The organism is Campylobacter sp. CFSAN093238, from assembly GCF_012898015.1.
In the GTDB taxonomy this organism is placed as follows: domain Bacteria; phylum Campylobacterota; class Campylobacteria; order Campylobacterales; family Campylobacteraceae; genus Campylobacter_D; species Campylobacter_D jejuni.
Map to the genome: position 1 here is coordinate 1,321,490 of NZ_CP040611.1, position 23,165 is coordinate 1,344,654.

Genomic DNA, 23,165 nt, shown 5'->3' on the forward strand with positions numbered 1-23,165 from the left:
TTTCCCTTTAATAGGGAAATTTTAATGTCTTGCAAGATAATTTGTATCGTAATTATTATTAATAAAATCAGGATTTTCCATCATAGAAAGATGAAAATCTTTGGTTGTTTTTATCCCACTTATAAGCAACTCATCTAAAGCTACTTTCATTTTTGCAATAGCTTTATTGCGATCTTCTGCCCAAACTACAAGTTTGCCTATCATAGAATCATAATAAGGAGGCACGCTATAGTCTTGATAACAATGACTTTCCATTCTGACATTGCGTCCTGCTGGTGGAATGTATTTAGTAATCTTACCTGGACTTGGCAAGAAAGTTTTGGAATCTTCGGCTGTGATTCTACATTCTATAGAATGCCCATTTAATTTAATACTTTCTTGAGATGGTAAAGCATAACCTTCTGCTACTTTAATCATTTGTTCTATGATATCAATCCCACTTACCATTTCACTTACACAGTGTTCAACTTGCAAACGCGTATTCATTTCTATAAAATAAAAATCCAAATTTTTATCTACCAAAAACTCAAAAGTTCCCGCACCTTCATAGCCTATAGCTTTAGCCGCTTTAACAGCAGTTTCATGAAGCCTAGTACGTGTTTTTTCATCAAGTAAAATTGCAGGGGACTCTTCTATAAGTTTTTGATGGCGTCTTTGCATAGAACAATCTCTTTCGCCCACATGGATCACATTACCAAAACTATCTCCTATAACCTGCACTTCTATATGACGTGGATTTTGTATGTATTTTTCCATATACATAGTTCCATCACCAAATGCTGTCATAGCCTCACTTTCAGCCGACCAATACGCTTTTTCAAGATCTTTTTCATTTTCAACCACACGCATACCACGACCACCACCACCTGCGGCTGCTTTTAAAATCACAGGATAGCCTATTTCTTTGGCAAGTTTTTTAGCTGCTTCAGCTCCGGCTAAAGCTCCATCACTTCCTGGGATTACAGGTACGCCTGCTCTTTGCATTACTTGTTTAGCTTTTGATTTATCACTCATTAAATTCATAGCTTCTACAGAAGGACCTATGAATTTAATGTTATGTTTAGCACAAATTTCAACAAAATTTTGATTTTCGCTTAAAAATCCATATCCTGGAAAAATCGCATCTGCTTCAGCAATTTCAGCTGCTGTAATAATAGCTGGGATATTTAAATAGCTTTCAGAACTTCTTGCTTTGCCTATACAAATGCTTGCATCAGCGTATTTTAAATACAAAGCATCTTTATCTGCTTCAGAGTACACACAAATTGCTTTTTTACCCATTTCTTTAATCGTTCTTAAAGCACGCAGTGCTATTTCTCCACGATTAGCAATTAATATGCTTTTAATTTCCATTTTATAATTTCTCCACCGCAAATAAAGGCATTCCAAATTCTACAGGCTGACCATCAGCAACTAAAATTTCAGCGATCCTACAATCAAATTCCGCTTCAATTTCATTCATGATTTTCATCGCTTCGATAATAGCTATAGTATCGCCTTTTTTAACCGTACTACCTACTTTTACAAAAGGTGCTGCACCTGGACTTGGAGCTTGATAGAAAGTTCCTACCATAGGGCTATTTATACTTGGTTTGTTTGATTTTACACTTTGACTAGGTTGAGCTTCGTTTACAACGCTTACATTGATAGGTTGTGGAGCTGGAACTGGAGGACAAACAGGAGCTGGAACATCGCAGCACATATCTCTTTCAAGTTCTATTTCAAAACCATCTTGTTCTTTGATCTTAATTTTACTAATATTTGCTTCAGCAAAAAGGTTTACTAACTCTTTAATTTCTTCTTTTGTCATAAAATTCTCCTACAAAATTTAAGAACTTAACCTTGTATTATATAAAAAAACTTGAAATTTAACTTTAAAAAAGAAAAAAATCATAAAAAATATAGATTTTTTAGGTTATAATCCTTACAAACAATTACAAATATTAAAAGGTTAAAAATGGGCTTAAAAGCGGATAATTGGATAAGAAAAATGGCATTAGAACACAAGATGATCGAACCATTTTGCGAAGCAAATATAGGAAAAGGTGTGGTAAGCTATGGACTTTCAAGCTATGGTTATGATATACGCGTAGGACGTGAGTTTAAAATTTTTACCAATGTTAATTCAACTGTAGTGGATCCAAAAAATTTCGTAGAAGAAAATGTAGTAGATTTTGAAGGTGATGTATGTATAGTTCCTGCAAATTCTTTTACCCTAGCTAGAACTATAGAGTATTTTAAAATGCCTGATGATGTCTTAGCTATTTGTCTTGGCAAAAGCACTTATGCAAGATGTGGTATCATCGTCAATGTTACCCCTTTTGAACCAGGTTTTGAAGGACATATTACTATAGAAATTTCAAATACTACGCCTTTACCTGCAAAAATTTATGCTAATGAAGGCATAGCACAAGTGTTGTTTTTACAAGGTGATGAAAAATGTGACACCACTTATAAAGATAAAAAAGGCAAGTATCAAGCTCAAACGGGCATAACCTTGCCAAGAATTTTAAAATAGGAACACTTGTTGCTTTAATTTTAAAAAACTTAAGCAAAGGAAGGCAAAATGTTTAACAAAAAAAATATCTTAATCACAGGCGGAACAGGCTCTTTTGGAAAAACCTATACTAAGGTTTTGCTAGAAAATTATAAACCTAATAAAATCATCATTTATTCTCGTGATGAGCTTAAACAATTTGAAATGGCAAGCGTTTTTAACGCTTCTTGCATGCGTTATTTCATAGGAGATGTAAGAGACAAAGAGCGTTTAAGCACTGCTATGCGTGATGTGGATTTTGTTATACATGCTGCTGCGATGAAGCATGTGCCTATTGCTGAATATAACCCTATGGAATGTATAAAAACAAACATCCACGGCGCGCAAAATGTCATAGATGCTTGTTTTGAAAATGGGGTTAAAAAATGTATCGCTCTTAGTACGGATAAGGCTTGCAATCCTGTAAATTTATACGGTGCAACCAAACTTGCAAGCGATAAGCTTTTTGTCGCTGCAAACAACATAGCAGGTAACAAGCAAACACGCTTTGGTGTTACAAGATATGGCAATGTTGTAGGTTCAAGAGGTTCAGTGGTGCCTTTCTTTAAAAAACTCATCAGCGAAGGAGCTAAAGAACTTCCTATCACCGATACGAGAATGACTCGTTTTTGGATCAGCCTTGAAGATGGAGTAAAATTTGTACTGAGTAATTTTGAAAGAATGCATGGAGGAGAAATCTTTATCCCTAAAATTCCTTCGATGAAAATCACCGATCTAGCCCATGCTCTAGCTCCTAATTTAAGCCATAAAATCATAGGCATAAGAGCAGGAGAAAAACTACATGAAATCATGATTTCAAGCGATGATAGTCATTTAACCTATGAATTTGAAAACTACTATGCTATAAGCCCGAGTATTAAATTTGTAGATAAAGATAATGACTTTAGTATCAATGCCCTAGGCGAAAAAGGACAAAAAGTAAAAGATGGTTTTTCTTATAGCTCGGATAATAATCCTTTATGGGCAAGCGAAAAAGAACTTTTAGAAATCATCAATCACACCGAAGGTTTTTAAAATGCTTACTTATTCTCATCAAAACATCGATCAAAGCGATATAGATGCGCTTACAAAAGCTTTAAAAGATGAAATTTTAACAGGGGGTAAAAAGGTAGATGAATTTGAAGAAGCCCTTTGTGAATATGTGGGCGTAAAACACGCTTGTGTATTAAACTCAGCCACTTCAGCCCTTCATCTTGCCTATACAGCACTAGGCATCAAAGAAAAAATCGTTTTAACCACTCCTTTAACCTTCGCTGCTACGGCTAATGCGGCTTTAATAGCTGGAGCTAAGGTAGAGTTTATCGACATTAAAAACGATGGCAATATTGATGAAAAAAAACTAGAAGCAAGACTTTTAAAAGATAGTAAAAATATAGGAGCTATTAGCGTGGTGGATTTTGGGGGAAATAGCGTTGAAATAGATGAAATTTCAAGCCTTGCTAAAAAATACAATATCCCTTTAATCGATGATGCAAGCCATGCTTTAGGTGCCTTATATAAAAGTGAAAAAGTAGGAAAAAAAGCCGATCTTTCTATCTTTTCTTTTCATCCTGTTAAACCCATCACTACTTTTGAAGGCGGGGCTGTGGTGAGTGATAATGAAGAGCTTATCACCAAAATCAAGCTTTTAAAAAGCCATGGTATAATTAAAAAAAGGCTTTGGGATAGCGATATGGTAGAACTTGGCTATAATTACCGCTTAAGCGATGTTGCTTGTGCTTTAGGGATAAACCAGCTTAAAAAACTCGATCACAATCTTGAAAAAAGAGAAGAAATCGCAAGTTTTTACGATAAAGAATTTGAAAAAAATCCTTATTTTTCCACGATAAAAATCAAAAATTATAAAAAAAGCTCAAGACATTTATACCCTATCTTGCTTTTTCCTGAATTTTATTGTCAAAAAGAAGAACTTTTTGAAAGCTTACTTCATGCAGGAATTGGCGTACAGGTACATTATAAACCAACTTATGAATTTAGTTTTTATAAAAAACTCTTAGGAGAAATCAGACTCCAAAATGCGGATAATTTTTACAAAGCCGAGCTTAGCATACCTTGTCATCAAGAAATGAATCTAAAGGATGCAAAATTTGTAAAAGATACTTTATTTAGCATTCTTGAAAAAGTTAAAAAGGAATATTGTGGATAAGCTAGACTTTAGAAGTCAAGATTTTAGCCAAACTGGAAAGGCTATGTATGAACTAGCTTGTGAACTTTTTCCCATCCCTCGAAGTATCACAGGGCAAGGTTTTAGAGCTAGCTTAGAAATTTTAAATAAAACTCTGGGCGGGGGGGGGGATACTCAAATTTCACTCTATAAAAAGTGGCACAAAGGTTTTTGACTGGATAGTCCCTGATGAATGGAACGCCAAAGAAGCCTATATCATCACTCCAGAAGGAGAAAAAATTTGTGATTTTAAAAAGCATAATTTACACCTTCTAAATTATAGCGAAGCTATCGATAAAGAAATCGAACTTGAAGAACTTCAAAATCATCTTTACTCCATAGAAGAAATGCCCGATGCTATTCCTTATGTAACGAGTTATTACAAAAGACGTTGGGGATTTTGTCTCACGCATAATGAAAGAAAAAAACTCAAAAAAGGCAAATACAAAGTCTATATCAATGCGAAACATGATGAAAATGGGGTTTTGGATTATGCTGATTTTATCCTACCTAGTACGCAAAATTCAAAAGATGAAATTTTAATTTCAACCTATCTTTGTCATCCTTCCATGGCAAATAACGAGCTTAGTGGCCCTGTGGTGGCTATTTTCCTAGCAAAATGGCTTTTGAGTTTAAAAGAAAGAAGATATAATTACCGCTTTGTCATCATCCCTGAAACCATAGGCTCTATAGTCTACCTTAGCAAACATTTAGAACATTTAAAAAAACATGTTAAAGCAGGCTTTGTGCTTTCTTGCTTAGGCGATGATCATACTTACTCACTCATACACACGCCCAAAGAAAACACTCTAAGCGATAAAGTCGCCCTGCATACGCTCAAAAATAAAGAAAATTTCAAAGCTTTTAGTTTTCTAGATCGTGGAAGTGATGAAAGACAATACAATGCTCCACTTGTAAATCTTGGCATAGTAGGGGTATGTCGCACAAGATACGGTGACTATGATGGATATCATAACTCAAAAGACGATCTCAATTTTATCTCTGAAAAAGGTTTAATGGGTGGACTTCAAAGTATGCAAGAAATGATTTTAAATCTAGAAATCAACGCTGTATATGAAAACACCATAGTATGCGAACCCAATCTTGGTAAAAGAGGACTATATCACACCCTTAGCACTGCCAATGACATTCCTTTAGCTTGTAATTTTCTAGCTTACTGTGATGGGGAAAATGATATCATCGATATAGCTAATATCTTAAATATGCAAGCTTATGAATTTAAAGAACTTTTGGAAAAAATAAAATTTTATGGACTGGTAAAATGAAATATTTTTTAGAACACAATGGCAAAAAATACTCCGATAAGGATTTAATAGATGCTTTTTATCAACTAGGTATAAAAAGGGGTGATATTTTATGCGTACATACAGAACTTATGAAATTTGGCAAAGCTTTGCTTACTAAAAATGATTTTTTAAAAACCTTACTTGAATGCTTTTTTAAAGTGCTAGGCAAGGAAGGCACTCTTCTAATGCCAACCTTTACTTATAGTTTTTGCAAAAATGAAGTTTATGATAAAGTGCATTCTAAAGGCAAAGTGGGAGTGCTGAATGAATTTTTTAGAACTAGCGGGGGGGGGGTTAGGCGAACTAGCGACCCTATTTTTTCCTTTGCTGTGAAGGGTGCTAAAGCGGATATTTTTTTAAAAGAAAACTCAAGCTGTTTTGGAAAGGATAGTGTATATGAAATTTTAACTAGGGAAGGTGGGAAATTTATGCTTTTAGGCTTGAATTATGGACACGCCCTAACGCATTATGCTGAAGAGAGAAATACCAGCTTTTGCAGGTATTTTAAGGAATTTAAGGGCTTTGTGATTGACGAGCTAGGACAAAAAAGAGAAAAAAGGATAAATTATTATGTAAGAGACTTGGAAAAAGCCTATGTATGCAGCCTTGATAAGATAAATGAAATCGTGCGGCAAACAAGGTATTACAAAAGCATAAAATTTGCAGGAGATTTTCTAGAAAGCTATGATGCTAAAGAATATGTCAAAGCCATAGGCAACGCCCTTAAGCAGGATAAATTTGCCATATATGAAAAGCTTCTTTTATGAAAAATATTTAAAGGTAGTTTATGAAATATTTACTTGAATTTGAAAATAAAAAATACTCCACTTACGACTTCATAGAAACTTTTTACAAACTAGGACTACAAAAAGGCGATACCTTGTGTGTGCATACTGAACTTTTTAATTTCGGTTTTCCCTTGCTTTCTAGAAATGAATTTTTACAGACTATATTAGATTGTTTTTTTGAAGTTATAGGCAAAGAAGGCACTTTGATCATGCCAACCTTTACTTATAGTTTTTGCAAAAATGAAGTTTATGACAAAATAAATTCCAAAACAAAAATGGGAGCATTAAATGAATATTTTCGCAAACAAACAGGAGTAAAACGCACAAACGATCCTATATTTTCTTTTGCTATAAAAGGAGCAAAAGAAGAATTATTTTTAAAAGATACAACAAGTTGTTTTGGGGAAAATTGTGTTTATGAGGTTTTAACCAAAGAGAATGGAAAATATATGACATTTGGAGGTCAAGGACACACACTAACACATTATGCAGAAGAACAATTTAATGTATTTTACAGATATCATAAAATTTTCTCTGGAATTTTAATTGATGAAAACAATATATCATACAATAAAACCATTAGTTATTATGTTAGAAAACTTGACATATCTTCTGAGCCCAATTTAATTAACATTATCAATATTGTTAATAATACTAAAAATTTTAAAAAAAACAATTTTGCAGGAGATCATATAAATATTTACAACGCTAAAGAATATATAGAAATTTTATGGAAAAAATTAGATATAAACCAAACAATTCTAATAGAAAATTATGATACAATATATTAATTTTCAACATTCTCAAGAAAGTGATATACAATGGAAAAACAATTTTATGAAATTTTAGAAAATATACTTGAAACCAAAGTAGATGAAAATACAAATTTAAGCATGGAAAACTGCAAGAACTGGACTTCTTTAGCTCATATTGATATCATCATGAGTTTAGAAGAAGAATTTGAAATCAAATTTAACAAAGAAGATTTAAGTCTCTTAAAATCTCAAAGCACTTTACTAGAAAAAATTCAAACCCTAAAGGCAGAAAAATGAAAGAAAATATTGAAAAATTATTTCAAGCCATCGCTCAAAAAAATCCTATCCATTCTAAATATCTTAAAAAAATTGAATTTCCACAAGAAGACGAAGAAGAATTTGATAAATTAATTTCTTATTATATTCAAGATGGTATCAGTATAAAAGAACAATGCGATTGTTATTTATTGATCCTTAACGATACTTTAGAAGAAACAAAATTTTTCATAGAAAATGGGGCTTATCGTTATTCTAGCTTTGATGAAGTTAAGGATAAAGTTTATTTTAATGAAAGTTATATGAAACAATACATGATAGGCCTAGCTCTTTCTTCTTTTGTTTGGATAGCTCATATTAAAGTGAGAAAGTATTTTTCGCAATATTTAAAAAATTTTACTCCAAAAACAACTTATTTTGAAATAGGCCCTGGCCATGGAGAATATTTTGCAAGAGCAGTTAAAAGTGGTAAATTTTCCGCCTTTTATGGACTTGATATCTCTCCAACAAGTTGCGAACTTACTCAAAAAATGGTAAAACAACAAGTAGGGGGATTGATTACAAAATGTGATTTTTTATGTCAAGATTTTTTTACTTATGATTTTGATAAAAAAGCTGATTTGATAGTGATTGGAGAAGTGCTAGAACACGTAGAAAAACCTCTTGAATTCCTTAAAAGATCTAAAGAGCTTCTTAGCGATGGAGGGGAAATTTTTGCAACTATCCCTATCAATGCTCCTGCTATTGATCATATTTATTTATTTTCCCATCCTGATGAAGTTAAAGATTTGATAGAAAAATCAGGCTTAAAATTTAAAGCTTATGAATGTTTTATGGCAAATGATTATAGTTTGGAAAAAGCATTGAAATTTAAAAATGCTATCACTATGGCAGTAGTTTTAAATGCTTAATACAACACTCAATTTACCCCTTCATCATATAGGCGTGGCTTGTAAAAATTTAGAAAAAGAAAGGGAATGTTTTTTTAAACTAGGTTTTTATAAAGAATCAGAATTTATAGATGAAAAACAAGGGGTAAGAGGCGAATTTATCATTCCTTGTAATGAAGCATTTCCACAGTATAGATTTGAACTTTTGCAAAATTTAAACGATAAAGGACCACTAGATAGCTATTTGAAAAATAATACCAAAATGTATCATTTAGCCTATGAAAGTAAAAATATCGCCCAAGATTTAATTCTTTTGGAACAACAAGGAGGCATTTGTATTGTTCCTATTATGCAAGCAAGCTATTTTGCTAAACTTTGTTTTATCATGATGCCAAATAGGCTTTTAATCGAACTTGTGGAGCTAAAATGAATCTTTTTTCACCCCATTTAAAACGCAATGAGCTTATAAAATTCGCCAAAGAATTAGACTTTAGCAAAAGTCAAGATCTTCTTATTAATGTCCATAGAAATCATGCTTTTGAAGGAGTGCAAAGTATCATTGCTCCTTTTTTACATTTTGCCAATTTAAGAGCTGATTTTAATTTCAGCTCTTATGATGATAGCTTGAGTTTTGATAACTTTAAAGAAGCTAGTTTAGAACTTTTATGGCTAGATTTAACCCGCTATAAAAATAATGTGCAAAATTTTATAGAAGAAAGACTTTTAGAACTAAGAAAAATTTCACAAAACCCTATTTTAGTTCTTAGTTTAGGAGAATTTAAAACAGATAAAAAAATTTTAAATTGTGAAATTTTTAACATAGAAAAACTCATAAAAGAGTATTTTGATGAAGAAGATATTTTAGACTTAGCTAAAGAAGAACTTACAGGCTCTAAGCTTAATAATAAAGCCTTGATTTTTTTAGCACAAATTTTAGGACTTAGCCTCATCCCTGCACTCGTAAAACCCGCTCTTAAAGCTCTTGTACTTGATCTTGATAATACCTTGTATCAAGGAATTTTAGGTGAAGAGGGTATAGATAATCTTAATTTAAGTCCTTTGCACAAAACCTTACAAGAAAAAATTAAAACTTTTAAAAAACAAGGGTTTTTACTTGCCCTAGCTTCAAAAAATGAAGAAAAAGACGCAAAAAAACTTTTTGAAATAAGAAAAGATTTCATCTTACAATGGGATGATTTTGATGCTAGAATGATTAATTGGGAGCCAAAGGGTGAAAATATCTTAAAAATTGCTAAAAAATTTAATATAAATACTAACGCTATGCTTTTTATAGATGATAATATCGCCGAGCTTGAAAATACCAAATTTACAGGCGTTAAAACACTTTTATGCGATGAAAATATACTTTATAAAATCAAACTTTTTCCTAATCTTTTAAAACTTTCAAATACCAAAGAAGATCAAATTCGTGCCAAAGATATAGCAGCCAATGCTTTAAGAGAAGAGCTTAAAAGCTTAAGCGATGAAGAATATTTTCAAAATCTTGAAATCAGCTTAAATTTTAGCAAAAATGATCTGCAAAATATCCCTCGCATTAGCGAACTTTTAGGCAAAACCAATCAATTTATCGCTAATTACACACGCTTAAATCAAGAAAAAGTCGCACAACACATGCAAAAAGAACTCATTGTAAGTGTGAGTATGAGTGATAAATTAAGCGATAGTGGGATTATCGCTATTTTTGTTTTTTCTTGTAAAGAAGGAAATTTATTTATCGATGATCTTTGCATTTCTTGTAGGGCTTTAGGTAGAAAACTTGAAACTAGAATGTTTTTTAAAGCCTTTGAACTAGCTTTACATTTCTTTGATCTTAAAAACAATAATGCAAGGCTTTACTATCAAAAAGGCGAAAGAAATATGCCATTTTTGAGCTTTTTAGAACAAATTTCCAAAGAATTTGAAAAAAACTCAGCCCTTATTCCATTTCAAAATTTAAACTTCAAAGGACTTATAATCCATGAAAACTAGATTTGATAAAGCTAAAATTTCAGGCATTTGCGTAAGCGTACCTGAACATAAAATTTGCATTGATGATGAGTTAGAAAGCGTTTTTTCAAACGATATCAAAACCCTTAAAAGAATGAAAAAAGTCATAGGTTTAAACACGCGTTATATTTGCGATGAAAACACTTGCGTAAGCGATCTTGGAAAACACGCAGCCAATACACTTTTACAAGGTTTAAATATAGATAAAAATAGCCTTGATGCACTCATCGTAGTAACTCAAAGTCCTGATTTTTTCATGCCTTCTACGGCTTGTTATTTACACCAACTTTTAAATTTAAGCTCCAAAACTGTAGCTTTTGATTTAGGGCAAGCTTGTGCAGGGTATTTATACGGCTTATTTGTCGCTCATTCTTTAATACAAAGTGGCTTAGGTAAAATTTTACTCATTTGTGGAGATACTTTAAGCAAATTCATCCACCCTAAAAATATGAATTTAGCCCCTATTTTTGGTGATGGAGTAAGTGCAACTTTAATTGAAAAAACGGATTTTAACGAAGCTTTTTTTGAGCTTGGAAGCGATGGAAAATATTTTGATAAACTCATCATTCCAAAAGGTGCGATGAGAATACCTAAAGCAGATATTTTCAACGATGATTCACTCATGCAAACTGAGGAGTTTAGACAATTAGAAAATCTTTATATGGACGGAGCAAATATTTTCAATATGGCTTTGGAATGCGAACCTAAAAGCTTTAAAGAAATTTTAGAATTTTCTAAAGTAGATGAAAAAGACATTGCTTTTCATCTTTTTCATCAATCTAATGCGTATTTGGTTGATTGTATTAAAGAAGAATTAAAACTTAATGATGATAAAGTTCCTAATTTCATCATGAAAAAATACGCTAATTTAAGCGCTTGTTCACTACCTGCTCTACTTTGCGAACTAGATACTCCAAAAGAATTTAAAGCGAGTTTAAGTGCTTTTGGTGCAGGGCTTAGCTGGGGAAGTGCGGTGCTAAATTTCAAAGATTTATACACAAAAGATATTTTAATTTACACAAAGGAGAAATAATGACAAAAACTGAATTTTTAGAAGAGCTTAAAGAAGCTATGCATAGAGATGAAGACTTAAATGAAGATATGCTACTTGATGATATAGACGAGTGGGATAGTTTGGCTTTTGTATCTGTGATGGTGCTTTATAAAAATCTTTTTGCTTTAAAAATCACAGCCGAGGACTTGAAAAATTGTCAAAAAGTGAGTGATTTAATCGATTTAGCAAAGCTTGATTAAAACCTTTAAGGTTTTAATCTTTTATCTCTAATTCAAATTTATCTCCCACATCTTTAAATATAAACACTTTATTTCCACAAGGATAAGAGATGGAATTTTCTTGCATTAAAGATTTTCTTTTTTGTAATTTTTCAAGCATTAAAGGAAGTTCTTTTCTAAATAAGGCTTTATCAGGTATACCACAACCATGATCTAAATTTTTAATAAATTTTCCATCAATTTTATTTTCATCTATCAAATTTAAGCTTACATCGTAACCTAAAATTTTTAATATTTGCATGGTTAGTTCTTTAAAATTTGCTGGAGTTAAAGGATCTTCTTTACTATGATAACTCACATAAATAATATTTTTATTTTTTTGACTTTGCAAAATCAAATGATCCTTATTTAACAATGTTCTAATAAAATAATTTTCATTATTAAAAAAATAAGGTGAATTTTCTTTAAGCGTCCAGTGGGTTTTTAAAAAACAACTCACAAAAAAATGATCGCCCTGCATATACATATCCCCATTAGTATCTTTGCTTTTAAATTCCAACTCTCTACCAATAATATAATTAAGCGGTGGAACAGCCGAACCCGAATTATCAATCACGCCATCCACATACCAAGGAGCTATTTTTGCTATGAGCAAGGCTAAGTATCCTCCATAAGACCCCCCCCCATAAATTTTTGGTAAATCTGCAAATTTTGGAAAGCGTTTAACTAAATCTTTTAAAGCATTGATATGATCAATAGCTGCCATAATGCCAAAATTTTGATATTCTCCACGCGAAGGAATAAAAGTTGCACTTAGTCTTTCTTCAAAATCATAAGGCAATCGATTTAACATTTTTAATTCTGTCATAATCTCGCTCAAATATTCACAATGACTAACTACAGTATTATTGGCTAATTGATCACATGGAATATTGTATTTACGAAGCACTTTTTCTATTAATTTTAAATCATCTTTTGTAAAATCTGCTAATGTTGAATATTTTTCAACATCCGAACGCCTTTGGCAAAAACAATGATAAAAAACATTTATTGTCACTACATCAAAATTTTTAGCAATATAATTTCTATAAGAATCTAAAAAATATATATTTGCATTAGCTCCATAACCTCCTATAACAAAAACTATAGCTTTGAGATCTTTTTCATCATCATAACTTATGCGATATTCAAGCTTACTGGTTCTTTTAATACCTAGTTCTACATCATCACAAGAATCAATTTCAAAGGTTTGGTTTATGAGCATATATTTTCCTTTTTAATTAATGATCAATTTTAACTGATTTTCTACATCTTTAAAAGTAAACACTTTATTTCCACAAGGATAAGAGATGGAATTTTCTTGCATTAAAGATTTTCTTTTTTGTAATTTTTCAAGCATTAAAGGAAGTTCTTTTCTAAATAAGGCTTTATCAGGTATACCACAACCATGATCTAAATTTTTAATAAATTTTCCATCAATTTTATTTTCATCTATCAAATTTAAGCTTACATCGTAACCTAAAATTTTTAATATTTGCATGGTTTGTTGTTTAAAATTGGCAGGCGTTAGAGGATCTTTATCGCTATGATAACTCACATAAATAATATTTTTATTTTTTTGACTTTGCAAAATCAAATGATCCTTATTTAACAATGTTCTAATAAAATAATTTTCATTATTAAAAAAATAAGGTGAATTTTCTTTAAGCGTCCAGTGGGTTTTTAGAAAAAAAATAATCCTATTATGTGGAAAATCTTCATAATAATCACCGTAACTATGTTCCATTTCTCTTCCTAAAATATAATTTAAAGGTGGCAAAGCCGAACCCGAATTATCAATCACACCATCCACATACCAAGGAGCTATTTTTGCTATGAGCAAGGCTAAGTATCCTCCATAAGACCCCCCCCCCATAAATTTTTGGTAAATCTGCAAATTTTGGAAAGCGTTTAACTAAATCTTTTAAAGCATTGATATGATCAATAGCTGCCATAATGCCAAAATTTTGATAATCTCTATTAGGCGGGATAAAAGTTGAAGTAAAATTTAGTTTAAAGTTATGATCGAGTTTATTTTGCATTTTTAAATTTTCTACATGTTTCACTAAAGAATTCGCTAAAAAAAGCGCATTATCATTATTTATTTCACCATAAGAAAAATGAAACTGATTTAATAAATTTTTAATATTTTCAATATCTTCCTCTTGAAAATATTTGTATGCACTATATTTCTCAACATCTGAACGCCTTTGACAAAAACAATGATAAAAAACATGCACTGCTACAACATCAAAATTTTTAGCAATATAATTTCTATAAGAGTCTAAAAAATATATATTTGCATTGGCTCCATAACCTCCTATTATAAAAACTATAGCTTTAATCTCTTTTTCATCATCATAACTTATACGGTATTCAAGTTTGCTAGTTCTTTTTATATTTAATTCTACATCATCACAAGAATCGATTTCAAAGCTTTGGTTTATGAGCATATAAAGGCCTTTTTTATTAATTTATCGATATTATATTACAAAAAATTAAAAAGGTAAATCATGACAACTCATATCTATGATTTTTTAGAAAAAAGTTTAATCAAATTTAGCGAAAAAACTGCTTTTGTAGAACCCTTTGTCAAAGAAAGAAAGGAAATCACTTACAAAGACTTTGATCTCTTTTCTAAAAAACTAGCCAGTGAAATTTTAAAAACTTTAGGAAATGATAATCCTACTCAAGCTCCTGTTTTAATCATCTTGCCTAAAGGGATTGATTGTTTGATTTCATTTTTTGGAGTGGCACTCAGTGGAAATTTTTATACACTTTTAGATGAAAAAAGTCCTAAAGAAAGAGTAGAAAAAGTCATAGAAGTTTTAAAGCCTAAACTTTTTATCACTTCAAAGGACTTAAATTTTAACTTAGATTTACCTACGCTTTATACACAAGACTTTGAAAGTTTTAATATAGATGAGAGTTTGCTAAAAAATGCTAAAGAAAAACACATAGATACTAATTTACTCTATGTTTTCTTTACAAGTGGGAGCACAGGCATTCCTAAAGGAGTAAGCATAGCTCATAAGAGTGTGATTGATTATACTTTTTGGGTGTGTGAGACTTTTAAATTTGATGAGAATGAAATTTTAGCCAATCAAGCGCCATTTTATTTTGACAATAGCATTTTAGATATTTTTTCAAGTGTAAAATCAGGAGCGACTTTACACCTTTTACCTAATCATCTTTTTGCCTTTCCAAATAAAATTTTAGAATGCCTTGAAAAAGAAAAAGTAAGCACTATATTTTGGGTACCTTCGGTGCTGATTTATTTTGCAAATACTGAAGCTTTGAATAATTTTAGTTTAAACGCCTTAAAAAAGATACTTTTTTGTGGTGAAATCATGCCCAATAAACAGCTCAATATTTGGCGTAAACACTTACCCAATGCCTTATTTGCCAACCTTTATGGCCCAACAGAAATCACTGATGTATGTTCTTTTTATATCATCAATCGCACTTTTAAAGATGAAGAACTTTTACCGATAGGAAAAGCGTGCAAAAACACAGAACTTTTAGTTTTTGATGAAAATATGAATTTCATAAGTCCTAAACAAATAGGTGTTAAAGGGGAGCTTTTCGTGCGTGGAACTTCTTTGTCTTTAGGGTATTATAATGACAAAGAAAAAACCAAACAAGTTTTTACTCAAAATCCTTTACATGATAATTATTTAGATTTACTCTATAAAACAGGAGATATCGTTTCTTATAATGAATTTGGAGAGCTTTTATGCTACGGAAGAGCAGATAATCAGATAAAATATATGGGACATAGAATAGAACTTGGAGAAATAGAAAGCGTGATAAATTCTCATGTGAATATTAAAAACAGTGCTTGTATTTTTAAAGAAGATATTATTTGTTTTTATGAAAGTGAAGAAGAAATTAATTTTAAAGCTTTTTTGAAAGATAAATTACCTTCTTATATGATCCCAAAAAATTTTATTAAACTCGACAAATTTAAGCTTAATCAAAATGGTAAAATTGATAGAAAGGTTTTAAAAGAACTTGTTTAAATAAATATTTTATAATTTCAAAAAACTAAAGGAGAAAAAATGCAAGAAATCAAACAATTTTTTATCAATATAGAAAGAACAGATATCAATGAGAGTATGGAAAATCTAGTAAGTGAAGATTTTATCGATAGTATCGATATCATGGCTTTGGTTGCCGAAATAGAAAAATTTTATAAAAAACCCTTAAAAGCAGAATTTATCACACCTGAAAATTTTAAAAGCTTTGAAAATATCAAAAAAATGCTTGAAACTGCAATGAAAGACTAATCTTTCCTTGCAAGTTCAAGCTGTTCTTTTAAAGAACTGATGATTTCATTTTTAGAAACAATAATTTGTGCTATAAAATCCGCCACATCATCCCAGTCTTTGCTTAGTGTATGAGTTAAAGTATAGTTTTGTTCGTATTCTTCCCAATTTACAGGAGTAAAAAGAGAATTTTTATGCGGGAAATATTTGTTTTTTACCCATTCAAGTGAAGAAGCAAAATAATCCACATAAGCTTTAGCAATATCTTTTTGCACTGCAAATTTTAATCTTTTTTCTTTGCTGCCTTCAAATTTTCTTCTTGCCATAAAAAGCAAAGAATTAAGATTATCCTGCTTTAAATCTTTTTGATTTAATCTTGACATAAGCTCCATTCCTAAAAGATTAAAACTTTCATTTTTGGTTTGTTTTAAAACAAAACTCTCATCCCATTCAAGTCCTAAATGATAAACAAAATCCTTAAGTAAAGTCCCTCCTACATAATCCTCCCTTAGAAGTCTTACTATCAAATTTTCTTCTCCAAATACCTCAGCATGAGTTTTGCAAATCCATTCATAGTCAAAAATATATTTTCTAGGATGATCTTGCGGAGCAAAATCAGCAGAATAATACCCCATATTGTTTTTATGATCTTGAGAACAATGTGAGTTTAAATAACCCAAAGTATCTCTAAAATACACAATAATATAAATTTGAGTAAAACCTAACTCTCTCATAATCTTTTCTAAAATTTCTACATGTTTTTTGGTAGAAAAATCCCAAACTATACCCTCAGCTGAAAAAATAAATTTTTTATCTTTATGTAAAGCACTTTCACTTTTAAAATTTTCTATAGCTCTAAGAAGTCTTTCATTTGTGATATGACTTAAAACACTCTCTTTTTTTAAAATATCTTCTTTTTGAACCAATTCTAAAACCATATCCACCAAAGCCCAATGCCTATTTGCCACTCTAAGACTTTTTGGGTAAATATAAGCTTTTTGCAAAAGCTTTTCTTCGTTTTGCATCAAGAAGCCTTGTTTTTCTTGATTTCCTGTATTAGTAGTTCCTATATGTAAATATGCTGTCATTTTATATCCTTTATCTTTATTTTAATTTATCATCTCTAACTCAAATTTATCTTCTAAATCCTTAAACACAAATACTTTATTCCCACAAGGATAAGAGATAGAATTTTCTTGCATAAAAGATTTTCTTCCTTGTAGTTTTTCAAGCATTAAAGGAAGTTCTTTTCTAAATAAAGCCCTATCAGTCATTCTAAGTCCATGCTCTAAACTTTTTACAAATCTACCATCTATATCATTTTCATCCTTTATTAAATGTAAAGTTGCATCATATCCTAATTCCTGATAACACTTATAAAGTTCTATTTTATTTTGCACTGGCGCACCCATATCTTGTATACTATGATAGCTTACAAAAATGGTATTTTTATTTAAATTTGATTGAATTTGAAGATGGTTTGAATTTAAAACTGCTCTGATTAAATAATTTTCATCACCAAAATAATAAGAAGAATTCATATTTCTATTCCAGTATTTATATACAAAACAATAAAGTCTATAACCACTTCCTTCGAAATAAAATTCCCCTTGATTCATTTCTCTTCCTAAAATGCACGCCAAAAATGGCAAGCAAACACCTGAATTATCAATCACGCCATCCACATACCAAGGAGCTATTTTTGCTATGAGTAAAGATAGGTATCCTCCATAAGACCCCCCCCCATAAATTTTTGGTAAATCTGCAAATTTTGGAAAGCGTTTAACTAAATCTTTTAAAGCATTGATATGATCAATAGCTGCCATAATGCCATAGTTTTGATAATCTCCATTAGGTGGGATAAAATCACAAGAAAGTTCTATTTTTTGGCTTTCATCAACCAAACCTGCTTGTTTCATTTCATTAACTTTTTGCTCTATAAGAGGAATAATTTGTTCAAAATTATCTTTATTAATCGATAAATGTCCTAAATTAATATTTTTTAAAATGCCATTTACACGCTCTAAATCATCTTGATTGGGAATAAGCTTTGGATTATACTTTTGATCAATACTTTGTCTTGCACAAAAACAATGATAAAAAACATGTACCACTACAACATCAAAATTTTTAGCAATATATTCCCTATCAAAATCTAAAAAAGAAATATTTGCATTAGCTCCAAAACCACCCGCTATAAAAACTATGGCTTTGAGATCTTTTTCATCATCATAGCTAATGCGGTATTCAAGTTTGCTAGTTCTTTTTATATTTAATTCTACATCATCACAAGAATCAATTTCAAAGGTTTGATTTATAAGCAATTTTAAGCCTTTTATTGTATTTTAAAGACAATTATACTTAAATTTTAGTAAAATAAAACACAAAAACAAGGCTTAACTATGAAAAATCTTTGCATAATCCCTGCTCGTGGTGGATCAAAAAGAATTCCTAGAAAAAATATCATTGATTTTCTAGGTAAACCTTTAATCTCTTATAGCATAGAAAATGCTTTAAATTCAGGTATTTTTGATGAAGTGGTGCTTTCAAGCGATGATGAAGAAATCATAGAAGTAGCCTTAAAATACGGTGCAAAAGCTCCTTTTGTGCGTGATAAAAATTTAAGCGATGATTATGCTTCAAGCACTGCTGTAGTGCAAAATGCCATAGAAATTTTACAAAGCCAAAATCAAATTTATGATCATGTCTGCTGCCTTTATGCTACTGCTCCTTTGTTAAATAAAGACATTTTAAAACAAGCCTATGAAAAATTTATACAAAATCAAAGCAAGTTTTTATTTGCTGCTACTGGGTTTGAGTATCCTATACAAAGGGCATTTTATCTAAATGAAAACAATCAAGTTTATATGTTTGATGAAAAACATTATAAAAGTCGTTCACAAGATCTAACAAAAGCTTATCATGATGCAGGAGCTTTTTATTTTGGTACAAGCAAAGCTTGGCTTGAGGAAGATTTTATATTTAAACCTCATTCTAGCGTGTTTGTATTGCCAAGAAATTTAGTTTGCGATATAGACACCATACAAGATTTGGAATTTGCAAAAATACTTTATAAGGTAAATCATGAAAGTGCTTTTTAGAAGCGATAGCTCCAGTCAAATAGGCTTTGGACACATTAAACGCGATCTAGTCTTAGCTAAACAATATAGCGATGTAAGTTTTGCTTGCTTGCCTTTAGAAGGCTCCTTGATCGATGAAATTCCTTATCCTGTTTATGAGCTTAGTAGCGAAAGTATCTACGAGCTTATCAATCTCATCAAAGAAGAAAAATTTGAACTTCTTATCATTGATCACTATGGCATCAGCGTAGATGATGAAAAACTGATCAAGCTTGAAACAGGGGTGAAAATTCTAAGCTTTGATGATGAAATAAAGCCTCATCATTGTGATATTTTACTCAATGTCAATGCCTATGCAAAAGCAAGTGATTATGAAGGTTTAGTGCCTTTTAAATGCGAAGTAAGATGTGGTTTTTCTTATGCTTTAATCAGGGAAGAATTTTATCAAGAGGCCAAAGAAAATAGAGAAAAAAAATATGATTTTTTCATTTGCATGGGTGGAACTGATATAAAAAACCTTTCTTTACAAATTGCTAGCGAATTACCTAAAACAAAAATCATCAGCATTGCAACCAGCTCTTCTAATCCTAATCTTAAAAAATTGCAAAAATTTGCAAAATTACATAACAATATTAGATTATTTATCGATCATGAAAATATTGCAAAATTGATGAATGAAAGCAATAAACTCATCATTAGTGCAAGTTCTTTAGTCAATGAAGCCTTGCTTTTAAAGGCAAATTTCAAAGCTATTTGTTATGTTAAAAATCAAGAATCTACAGCAACTTGGCTTGCTAAAAAAGGGTATGAAGTGGAGTATAAGTATTGATAAAACTTAAAAATTTCACAGAACTTAATTCTCAAGAAATAGAGCTGATTTTTAAATGGCGCAATCACCCCGATATCAATCAATTTATGAAAACAAAATATATTGATTTTGAAGAACATTTAAGATTTTTAAAAAAATTACATCAAGATTCTAGCAAAAAATATTTTTTAGTTTTTCAAGATGAACAGATTATCGGCGTAATTGATTTTGTCAATATCACAACTAAATCTTGCGAATTTGGACTTTACGCAAAACCTAATTTAAAAGGCGTAGGACAAATTTTAATGAATGAAATTATAAAATACGCTTTTGAAAACTTAAAAGTAAATACTCTTAAAGCTTATGTTTTCAAAGACAATCGCAAAGCTTTAAAATTATATCAACAAAATCATTTTACTATTTATGATGAAGATAAAGATTTTTACCATATTTGCCTAAAGCAATCTGACTGCAAAGCCTTGCCTAGCTAATTCTTCTTTTACATCTTTAGGGGTATACTTAGAAAAATGAAAAATATAAGCACCCGCTAAAGCATCAGCACCTAAATTTAAAGCCTCAACTCCATCACTTGGATTGCTAAGTCCTCCATTGATAATAAGAGGAATTTTAAGTTTATTTTGAAAGATCTTTAAAAGTTCTAAATCATAACCCTTTGCTTTTCCTTCAAAATCCACAGAGGTTAAAAGAAGCTCTCCAGCTCCTTTTTTTTCATATTCTAAAGCAAGTTCTAAAGGACTTTTTTCAAGTAAATTTCCCCTGTCATAAACACAAAATTGCCCTCCTTTTCTTTTAACATCTATAGAACAAACTATACATTGAGAACCAAAACGATTAGCCGCTTTACTTATAAAATCCATATCTTCTAAGGCCTTAGAATTGATAGAAATTTTATCCGCACCTAAATTTAAAATCTTTTGTATATCTTCAAGGGTTTTTATCCCGCCACCTATAGTTAAAGGCATAAAACATTCTTTAGCAAGATCTTCTATACTTTCAAAATCTATTTCTCCACTTTTTGAAGCATCTATATCTAAGATAATAAGCTCATCAACATTGCGTGCATTATAAATTCTCATTGTTGAAGTTAAATGCCCTATAGTGCGAAAATCTTTAAATTCTATACTTTTAACAAGTTGTCCGTTTTTTAACAAAACACAAGGGATAATTCTAGTTTTTAACATTTAAAGCCTTATAAAATTTTCTAAAAGTTTTAAGCCTAAATTTTGACTTTTTTCGGGGTGAAATTGTGTAGCAAAAATATGATCTTTTTGTAAAGATGCAACAAATTTATGTCCGTATTGTGCTTTAGCACTTACAAACTCATCTTTGCATTTCACATAAAAAGAATGCACAAAATAAAAATCACTCTTATTATCTATGCCTTGATACAAAGGAACTTGTTTTAAAATTTCAAGCTCATTCCAACCCATATGTGGGATTTTTAAATTTAAATCCTCTTCAAATTTGACTACTTCACCTTCTATAAAACCAAGTCCTTCGCAAACTCCACCTTCATAGCCCCTTTCTAAAAAAAGCTGCATTCCCAAACAAATGCCTAAAATAGGTTTTTTTTGTACTAAAACTTGCTCTTTTAAAGCTTCTATAAAACCAAATTCTTTTAAATTTTTCATCGCTTCTTTAAAAGATCCCACTCCAGGTAAAAGCAATTTATCTGCTTTTTGCAAATCTTTTGGATTTTTAGCTATGAAATTTATAGCTCCTATTTTTTCAAAAGCCTTAGCAACAGAGTTTAAATTTCCCGCCTTGTAATCAATGAGCGCTATCATTTTAAAACACACTCGTCTTTTCTTACCAAAGAACCATCATAATCTCTTATAAATTTACCATTTTCATCACGTTTAAAAATTTTTTTATTGGTAAAAGAATCTACTATTTTTTGAAATTCTTCCTCGCTAAAACCACTGAATTCAAGGTATTTTTTAATAGCCTTTTTAGGGGGCTTGCCATCGTATTTTTGTACCAAACGCACCCCTTCTTCACGGCTGATATAACCTAAACGAATATCCAAACAAGCATTATCCGTTGCTCTACCAAAGCCGTATTTGCAGTATTTTAAATAATCATGCACATGATTAGAATAACAATCTAAATTTTCAAAATTTTCATAAGTAGTCTCAACAGGATGATCTAGAGTTAAAAAACCATATTTTTTAGAAATTTCAAGAATTTTTTTATAATCCCATTTAAAATAATACCCTAAAAATAGCCCAGTAACCCCTACTCTTTGAAGTTCTTCATCACTTGGATAAGTATATAAAAACAAATCTTTTTCAGTGATACCATTTACCCCAAGCATATCAGAAGCACGATTTCCTAAAAGCCCGCCAAATTCTTCAAGCCACTCTCTGCCTAAAATATTTTTATTTTTACTACTCGCAGGACCGCCATACTCTATCTGCGGACTTTCTCCCCAGATGATCAAAGGCACTCCAAAATTTACCGCTATGCGTGGAACAGAAGTAAAAATTCCCAAATGGTTTTGCCACTCATTATCCCCTGTTCTTATAAAAGCTTCACGGGCAAGTTTTTGATAAACTTTTGGATCACGCTTGATATGGATCAAATCCACGCCAAGATGATTTAAATTGTCTAAATTTTTGCGCCCTATTTTCGTAGGTACGCTAGGCTCAAAACACACACACAAAGGATTAAGTCCAAGTTCAAGCATTTTAACCACTTGAAAAGTAGAATCTTTTCCGCCACTTACTCCGATAACACAATCATAAACAGGATGTTTTTTGTATTTTTTTATAAGCTCAAAAAATTCTTTTTCTCTTTCTTGCCAATTAATATTTTGATTTTTAGCTTCTTGAGAACGACAAGCATCACAAACACCTTCTTCATCAAAATGTAAATCAGGCTTAGTATCTGGCATCACACATTTTTTACAAAATTTCATAAATTTCCTTTAATTAGTCTTAAATATATATCGTTATAATTAAATTTTATTT

Annotated in this window: 24 protein-coding genes and 2 pseudogenes; 17 read left to right on the forward strand and 9 right to left on the reverse strand. The window is 30.9% G+C overall.

Annotation, left to right across the window (positions count from 1 at the left end):
* Positions 1 to 21: 21 nt before the first annotated feature.
* Together FBF21_RS06820 and accB are read right to left on the reverse strand one after the other, a co-directional pair.
* Entirely contained in the window at positions 22 to 1,353 is a 1,332-nt protein-coding gene (locus FBF21_RS06820; protein WP_002860484.1) for an acetyl-CoA carboxylase biotin carboxylase subunit, read from the reverse strand.
* Position 1,354: 1 nt separating this feature from the next.
* A complete protein-coding gene (gene accB, locus FBF21_RS06825) occupies positions 1,355 to 1,810 on the reverse strand; it encodes an acetyl-CoA carboxylase biotin carboxyl carrier protein (RefSeq protein WP_002853623.1) in 456 nt (151 codons plus the stop codon).
* Between the two features lie 147 nt (positions 1,811 to 1,957).
* Here accB and dcd point away from each other — a divergent pair, with 147 nt between their 5' ends.
* The 12 genes and pseudogenes from dcd to FBF21_RS06885 all read left to right on the forward strand — a co-directional run bounded on the left by dcd (position 1,958) and on the right by FBF21_RS06885 (position 11,998).
* Positions 1,958 to 2,518, forward strand: coding sequence for a dCTP deaminase (dcd, locus tag FBF21_RS06830; protein WP_002859334.1), 561 nt, complete (start codon positions 1,958 to 1,960; stop codon positions 2,516 to 2,518).
* Between the two features lie 48 nt (positions 2,519 to 2,566).
* Positions 2,567 to 3,571: a UDP-N-acetylglucosamine 4,6-dehydratase (inverting) gene (gene pseB, locus FBF21_RS06835; RefSeq protein ID WP_002872451.1), complete on the forward strand. Its 1,005-nt coding sequence runs from the start codon at positions 2,567 to 2,569 to the stop codon at positions 3,569 to 3,571.
* Between the two features lies 1 nt (position 3,572).
* Entirely contained in the window at positions 3,573 to 4,703 is a 1,131-nt protein-coding gene (gene pseC / locus FBF21_RS06840; protein WP_002872450.1) for a UDP-4-amino-4,6-dideoxy-N-acetyl-beta-L-altrosamine transaminase, read from the forward strand.
* Positions 4,696 to 6,007 (forward strand): annotated as a pseudogene (locus tag FBF21_RS06845) (DUF4910 domain-containing protein). The gene pseC and the pseudogene FBF21_RS06845 overlap by 8 nt, the downstream one beginning before the upstream one ends.
* Complete coding sequence (locus tag FBF21_RS06850) at positions 6,004 to 6,795, forward strand: AAC(3) family N-acetyltransferase (RefSeq protein WP_002855993.1); 792 nt, start codon at positions 6,004 to 6,006, stop codon at positions 6,793 to 6,795. The pseudogene FBF21_RS06845 and the gene FBF21_RS06850 overlap by 4 nt, the downstream one beginning before the upstream one ends.
* A gap of 20 nt (positions 6,796 to 6,815) precedes the next feature.
* A complete protein-coding gene (legH, locus tag FBF21_RS06855; RefSeq protein WP_002856586.1) occupies positions 6,816 to 7,607 on the forward strand; it encodes an N-acetyltransferase LegH in 792 nt (263 codons plus the stop codon).
* A gap of 30 nt (positions 7,608 to 7,637) precedes the next feature.
* Positions 7,638 to 7,868 (forward strand): acyl carrier protein, encoded by a 231-nt coding sequence (locus tag FBF21_RS06860; protein ID WP_002803470.1) that lies wholly within the window; start codon positions 7,638 to 7,640, stop codon positions 7,866 to 7,868.
* Entirely contained in the window at positions 7,865 to 8,758 is an 894-nt protein-coding gene (locus tag FBF21_RS06865) for a class I SAM-dependent methyltransferase (RefSeq protein ID WP_002826596.1), read from the forward strand. Before FBF21_RS06860 ends, FBF21_RS06865 begins: the two co-directional genes overlap by 4 nt.
* A complete protein-coding gene (locus FBF21_RS06870) occupies positions 8,751 to 9,167 on the forward strand; it encodes a VOC family protein (RefSeq protein ID WP_002791673.1) in 417 nt (138 codons plus the stop codon). Before FBF21_RS06865 ends, FBF21_RS06870 begins: the two co-directional genes overlap by 8 nt.
* Positions 9,164 to 10,726 carry an HAD family hydrolase gene (locus FBF21_RS06875; RefSeq protein WP_002873091.1) on the forward strand — a complete coding sequence of 521 codons (1,563 nt, stop codon included), beginning with the start codon at positions 9,164 to 9,166 and terminating at the stop codon, positions 10,724 to 10,726. The genes FBF21_RS06870 and FBF21_RS06875 overlap by 4 nt, the downstream gene beginning before the upstream one ends.
* On the forward strand, positions 10,716 to 11,777 hold the full coding sequence (locus FBF21_RS06880; protein ID WP_002873090.1) for a beta-ketoacyl-ACP synthase III: 1,062 nt from the start codon (positions 10,716 to 10,718) through the stop codon (positions 11,775 to 11,777). The genes FBF21_RS06875 and FBF21_RS06880 overlap by 11 nt, the downstream gene beginning before the upstream one ends.
* A complete protein-coding gene (locus FBF21_RS06885) occupies positions 11,777 to 11,998 on the forward strand; it encodes an acyl carrier protein (protein WP_002786077.1) in 222 nt (73 codons plus the stop codon). The genes FBF21_RS06880 and FBF21_RS06885 overlap by 1 nt, the downstream gene beginning before the upstream one ends.
* A 13-nt stretch (positions 11,999 to 12,011) precedes the next feature.
* Here the strand turns inward: FBF21_RS06885 and FBF21_RS06890 are convergent, their stop codons facing one another.
* Both FBF21_RS06890 and FBF21_RS09290 read right to left on the reverse strand, forming a co-directional pair.
* Positions 12,012 to 13,241 carry a DUF2920 family protein gene (locus FBF21_RS06890; protein ID WP_168985457.1) on the reverse strand — a complete coding sequence of 410 codons (1,230 nt, stop codon included), beginning with the start codon at positions 13,239 to 13,241 and terminating at the stop codon, positions 12,012 to 12,014.
* Between the two features lie 12 nt (positions 13,242 to 13,253).
* A pseudogene (locus tag FBF21_RS09290) lies at positions 13,254 to 14,469 on the reverse strand (DUF2920 family protein).
* A 60-nt stretch (positions 14,470 to 14,529) separates the two neighbouring features.
* On the opposite strand from FBF21_RS09290, the gene FBF21_RS06905 reads away from it, so the two are divergent.
* Positions 14,530 to 16,038, forward strand: a complete 1,509-nt coding sequence (locus FBF21_RS06905) for an AMP-binding protein (RefSeq protein WP_052796728.1) — start codon at positions 14,530 to 14,532, stop codon at positions 16,036 to 16,038.
* 39 nt (positions 16,039 to 16,077) lie between these two features.
* On the forward strand, positions 16,078 to 16,305 hold the full coding sequence (locus tag FBF21_RS06910) for an acyl carrier protein (RefSeq protein ID WP_168985458.1): 228 nt from the start codon (positions 16,078 to 16,080) through the stop codon (positions 16,303 to 16,305).
* Here the strand turns inward: FBF21_RS06910 and FBF21_RS06915 are convergent.
* The gene (locus FBF21_RS06915; protein ID WP_002826465.1) at positions 16,302 to 17,372 is read right to left on the reverse strand and encodes a hypothetical protein; all 1,071 of its coding nucleotides are present in this window, start codon (positions 17,370 to 17,372) and stop codon (positions 16,302 to 16,304) included. The two genes, FBF21_RS06910 and FBF21_RS06915, sit on opposite strands and share 4 nt — an antisense overlap.
* A gap of 21 nt (positions 17,373 to 17,393) precedes the next feature.
* On the reverse strand, positions 17,394 to 18,608 hold the full coding sequence (locus tag FBF21_RS06920; protein ID WP_020836860.1) for a DUF2920 family protein: 1,215 nt from the start codon (positions 18,606 to 18,608) through the stop codon (positions 17,394 to 17,396).
* A gap of 78 nt (positions 18,609 to 18,686) precedes the next feature.
* Between FBF21_RS06920 and pseF the strand changes: the two genes are divergently transcribed.
* The 3 genes from pseF to pseH are packed head-to-tail and all read left to right on the forward strand — an operon-like array spanning position 18,687 to position 20,663.
* On the forward strand, positions 18,687 to 19,385 hold the full coding sequence (gene pseF / locus FBF21_RS06925) for a pseudaminic acid cytidylyltransferase (protein WP_002872860.1): 699 nt from the start codon (positions 18,687 to 18,689) through the stop codon (positions 19,383 to 19,385).
* On the forward strand, positions 19,369 to 20,193 hold the full coding sequence (pseG, locus tag FBF21_RS06930) for a UDP-2,4-diacetamido-2,4,6-trideoxy-beta-L-altropyranose hydrolase (protein WP_002830499.1): 825 nt from the start codon (positions 19,369 to 19,371) through the stop codon (positions 20,191 to 20,193). Before pseF ends, pseG begins: the two co-directional genes overlap by 17 nt.
* Positions 20,190 to 20,663: a UDP-4-amino-4,6-dideoxy-N-acetyl-beta-L-altrosamine N-acetyltransferase gene (gene pseH, locus FBF21_RS06935; protein WP_002781802.1), complete on the forward strand. Its 474-nt coding sequence runs from the start codon at positions 20,190 to 20,192 to the stop codon at positions 20,661 to 20,663. The genes pseG and pseH overlap by 4 nt, the downstream gene beginning before the upstream one ends.
* On the opposite strand, the gene wbuZ is transcribed toward pseH, so the two are convergent.
* From wbuZ to pseA, 3 genes are read right to left on the reverse strand one after another with little or no spacing between them, the layout of a single operon-like run.
* Entirely contained in the window at positions 20,628 to 21,374 is a 747-nt protein-coding gene (wbuZ, locus tag FBF21_RS06940) for a glycosyl amidation-associated protein WbuZ (RefSeq protein ID WP_002872861.1), read from the reverse strand. The genes pseH and wbuZ overlap by 36 nt on opposite strands.
* On the reverse strand, positions 21,375 to 21,980 hold the full coding sequence (gene hisH, locus FBF21_RS06945; RefSeq protein ID WP_002864311.1) for an imidazole glycerol phosphate synthase subunit HisH: 606 nt from the start codon (positions 21,978 to 21,980) through the stop codon (positions 21,375 to 21,377).
* Positions 21,977 to 23,113, reverse strand: a complete 1,137-nt coding sequence (gene pseA, locus FBF21_RS06950; protein ID WP_002784894.1) for a pseudaminic acid biosynthesis protein PseA — start codon at positions 23,111 to 23,113, stop codon at positions 21,977 to 21,979. Before pseA ends, hisH begins: the two co-directional genes overlap by 4 nt.
* Positions 23,114 to 23,165 lie beyond the last annotated feature (52 nt).

Excerpts from the sequence above, each read along its gene's own strand:
- FBF21_RS06820 (WP_002860484.1), bottom strand. The coding sequence starts at position 1,353 with ATGGAAATTAAAAGCATATTAATTGCTAATCGTGGAGAAATAGCACTG.
- accB (WP_002853623.1), bottom strand. The coding sequence starts at position 1,810 with ATGACAAAAGAAGAAATTAAAGAGTTAGTAAACCTTTTTGCTGAAGCA.
- dcd (WP_002859334.1), top strand. The coding sequence starts at position 1,958 with ATGGGCTTAAAAGCGGATAATTGGATAAGAAAAATGGCATTAGAACAC.
- pseB (WP_002872451.1), top strand. The coding sequence starts at position 2,567 with ATGTTTAACAAAAAAAATATCTTAATCACAGGCGGAACAGGCTCTTTT.
- pseC (WP_002872450.1), top strand. The coding sequence starts at position 3,573 with ATGCTTACTTATTCTCATCAAAACATCGATCAAAGCGATATAGATGCG.
- FBF21_RS06850 (WP_002855993.1), top strand. The coding sequence starts at position 6,004 with ATGAAATATTTTTTAGAACACAATGGCAAAAAATACTCCGATAAGGAT.
- legH (WP_002856586.1), top strand. The coding sequence starts at position 6,816 with ATGAAATATTTACTTGAATTTGAAAATAAAAAATACTCCACTTACGAC.
- FBF21_RS06860 (WP_002803470.1), top strand. The coding sequence starts at position 7,638 with ATGGAAAAACAATTTTATGAAATTTTAGAAAATATACTTGAAACCAAA.
- FBF21_RS06865 (WP_002826596.1), top strand. The coding sequence starts at position 7,865 with ATGAAAGAAAATATTGAAAAATTATTTCAAGCCATCGCTCAAAAAAAT.
- FBF21_RS06870 (WP_002791673.1), top strand. The coding sequence starts at position 8,751 with ATGCTTAATACAACACTCAATTTACCCCTTCATCATATAGGCGTGGCT.
- FBF21_RS06875 (WP_002873091.1), top strand. The coding sequence starts at position 9,164 with ATGAATCTTTTTTCACCCCATTTAAAACGCAATGAGCTTATAAAATTC.
- FBF21_RS06880 (WP_002873090.1), top strand. The coding sequence starts at position 10,716 with ATGAAAACTAGATTTGATAAAGCTAAAATTTCAGGCATTTGCGTAAGC.
- FBF21_RS06885 (WP_002786077.1), top strand. The coding sequence starts at position 11,777 with ATGACAAAAACTGAATTTTTAGAAGAGCTTAAAGAAGCTATGCATAGA.
- FBF21_RS06890 (WP_168985457.1), bottom strand. The coding sequence starts at position 13,241 with ATGCTCATAAACCAAACCTTTGAAATTGATTCTTGTGATGATGTAGAA.
- FBF21_RS06905 (WP_052796728.1), top strand. The coding sequence starts at position 14,530 with ATGACAACTCATATCTATGATTTTTTAGAAAAAAGTTTAATCAAATTT.
- FBF21_RS06910 (WP_168985458.1), top strand. The coding sequence starts at position 16,078 with ATGCAAGAAATCAAACAATTTTTTATCAATATAGAAAGAACAGATATC.
- FBF21_RS06915 (WP_002826465.1), bottom strand. The coding sequence starts at position 17,372 with ATGACAGCATATTTACATATAGGAACTACTAATACAGGAAATCAAGAA.
- pseF (WP_002872860.1), top strand. The coding sequence starts at position 18,687 with ATGAAAAATCTTTGCATAATCCCTGCTCGTGGTGGATCAAAAAGAATT.
- pseG (WP_002830499.1), top strand. The coding sequence starts at position 19,369 with ATGAAAGTGCTTTTTAGAAGCGATAGCTCCAGTCAAATAGGCTTTGGA.
- wbuZ (WP_002872861.1), bottom strand. The coding sequence starts at position 21,374 with ATGTTAAAAACTAGAATTATCCCTTGTGTTTTGTTAAAAAACGGACAA.
- hisH (WP_002864311.1), bottom strand. The coding sequence starts at position 21,980 with ATGATAGCGCTCATTGATTACAAGGCGGGAAATTTAAACTCTGTTGCT.
- pseA (WP_002784894.1), bottom strand. The coding sequence starts at position 23,113 with ATGAAATTTTGTAAAAAATGTGTGATGCCAGATACTAAGCCTGATTTA.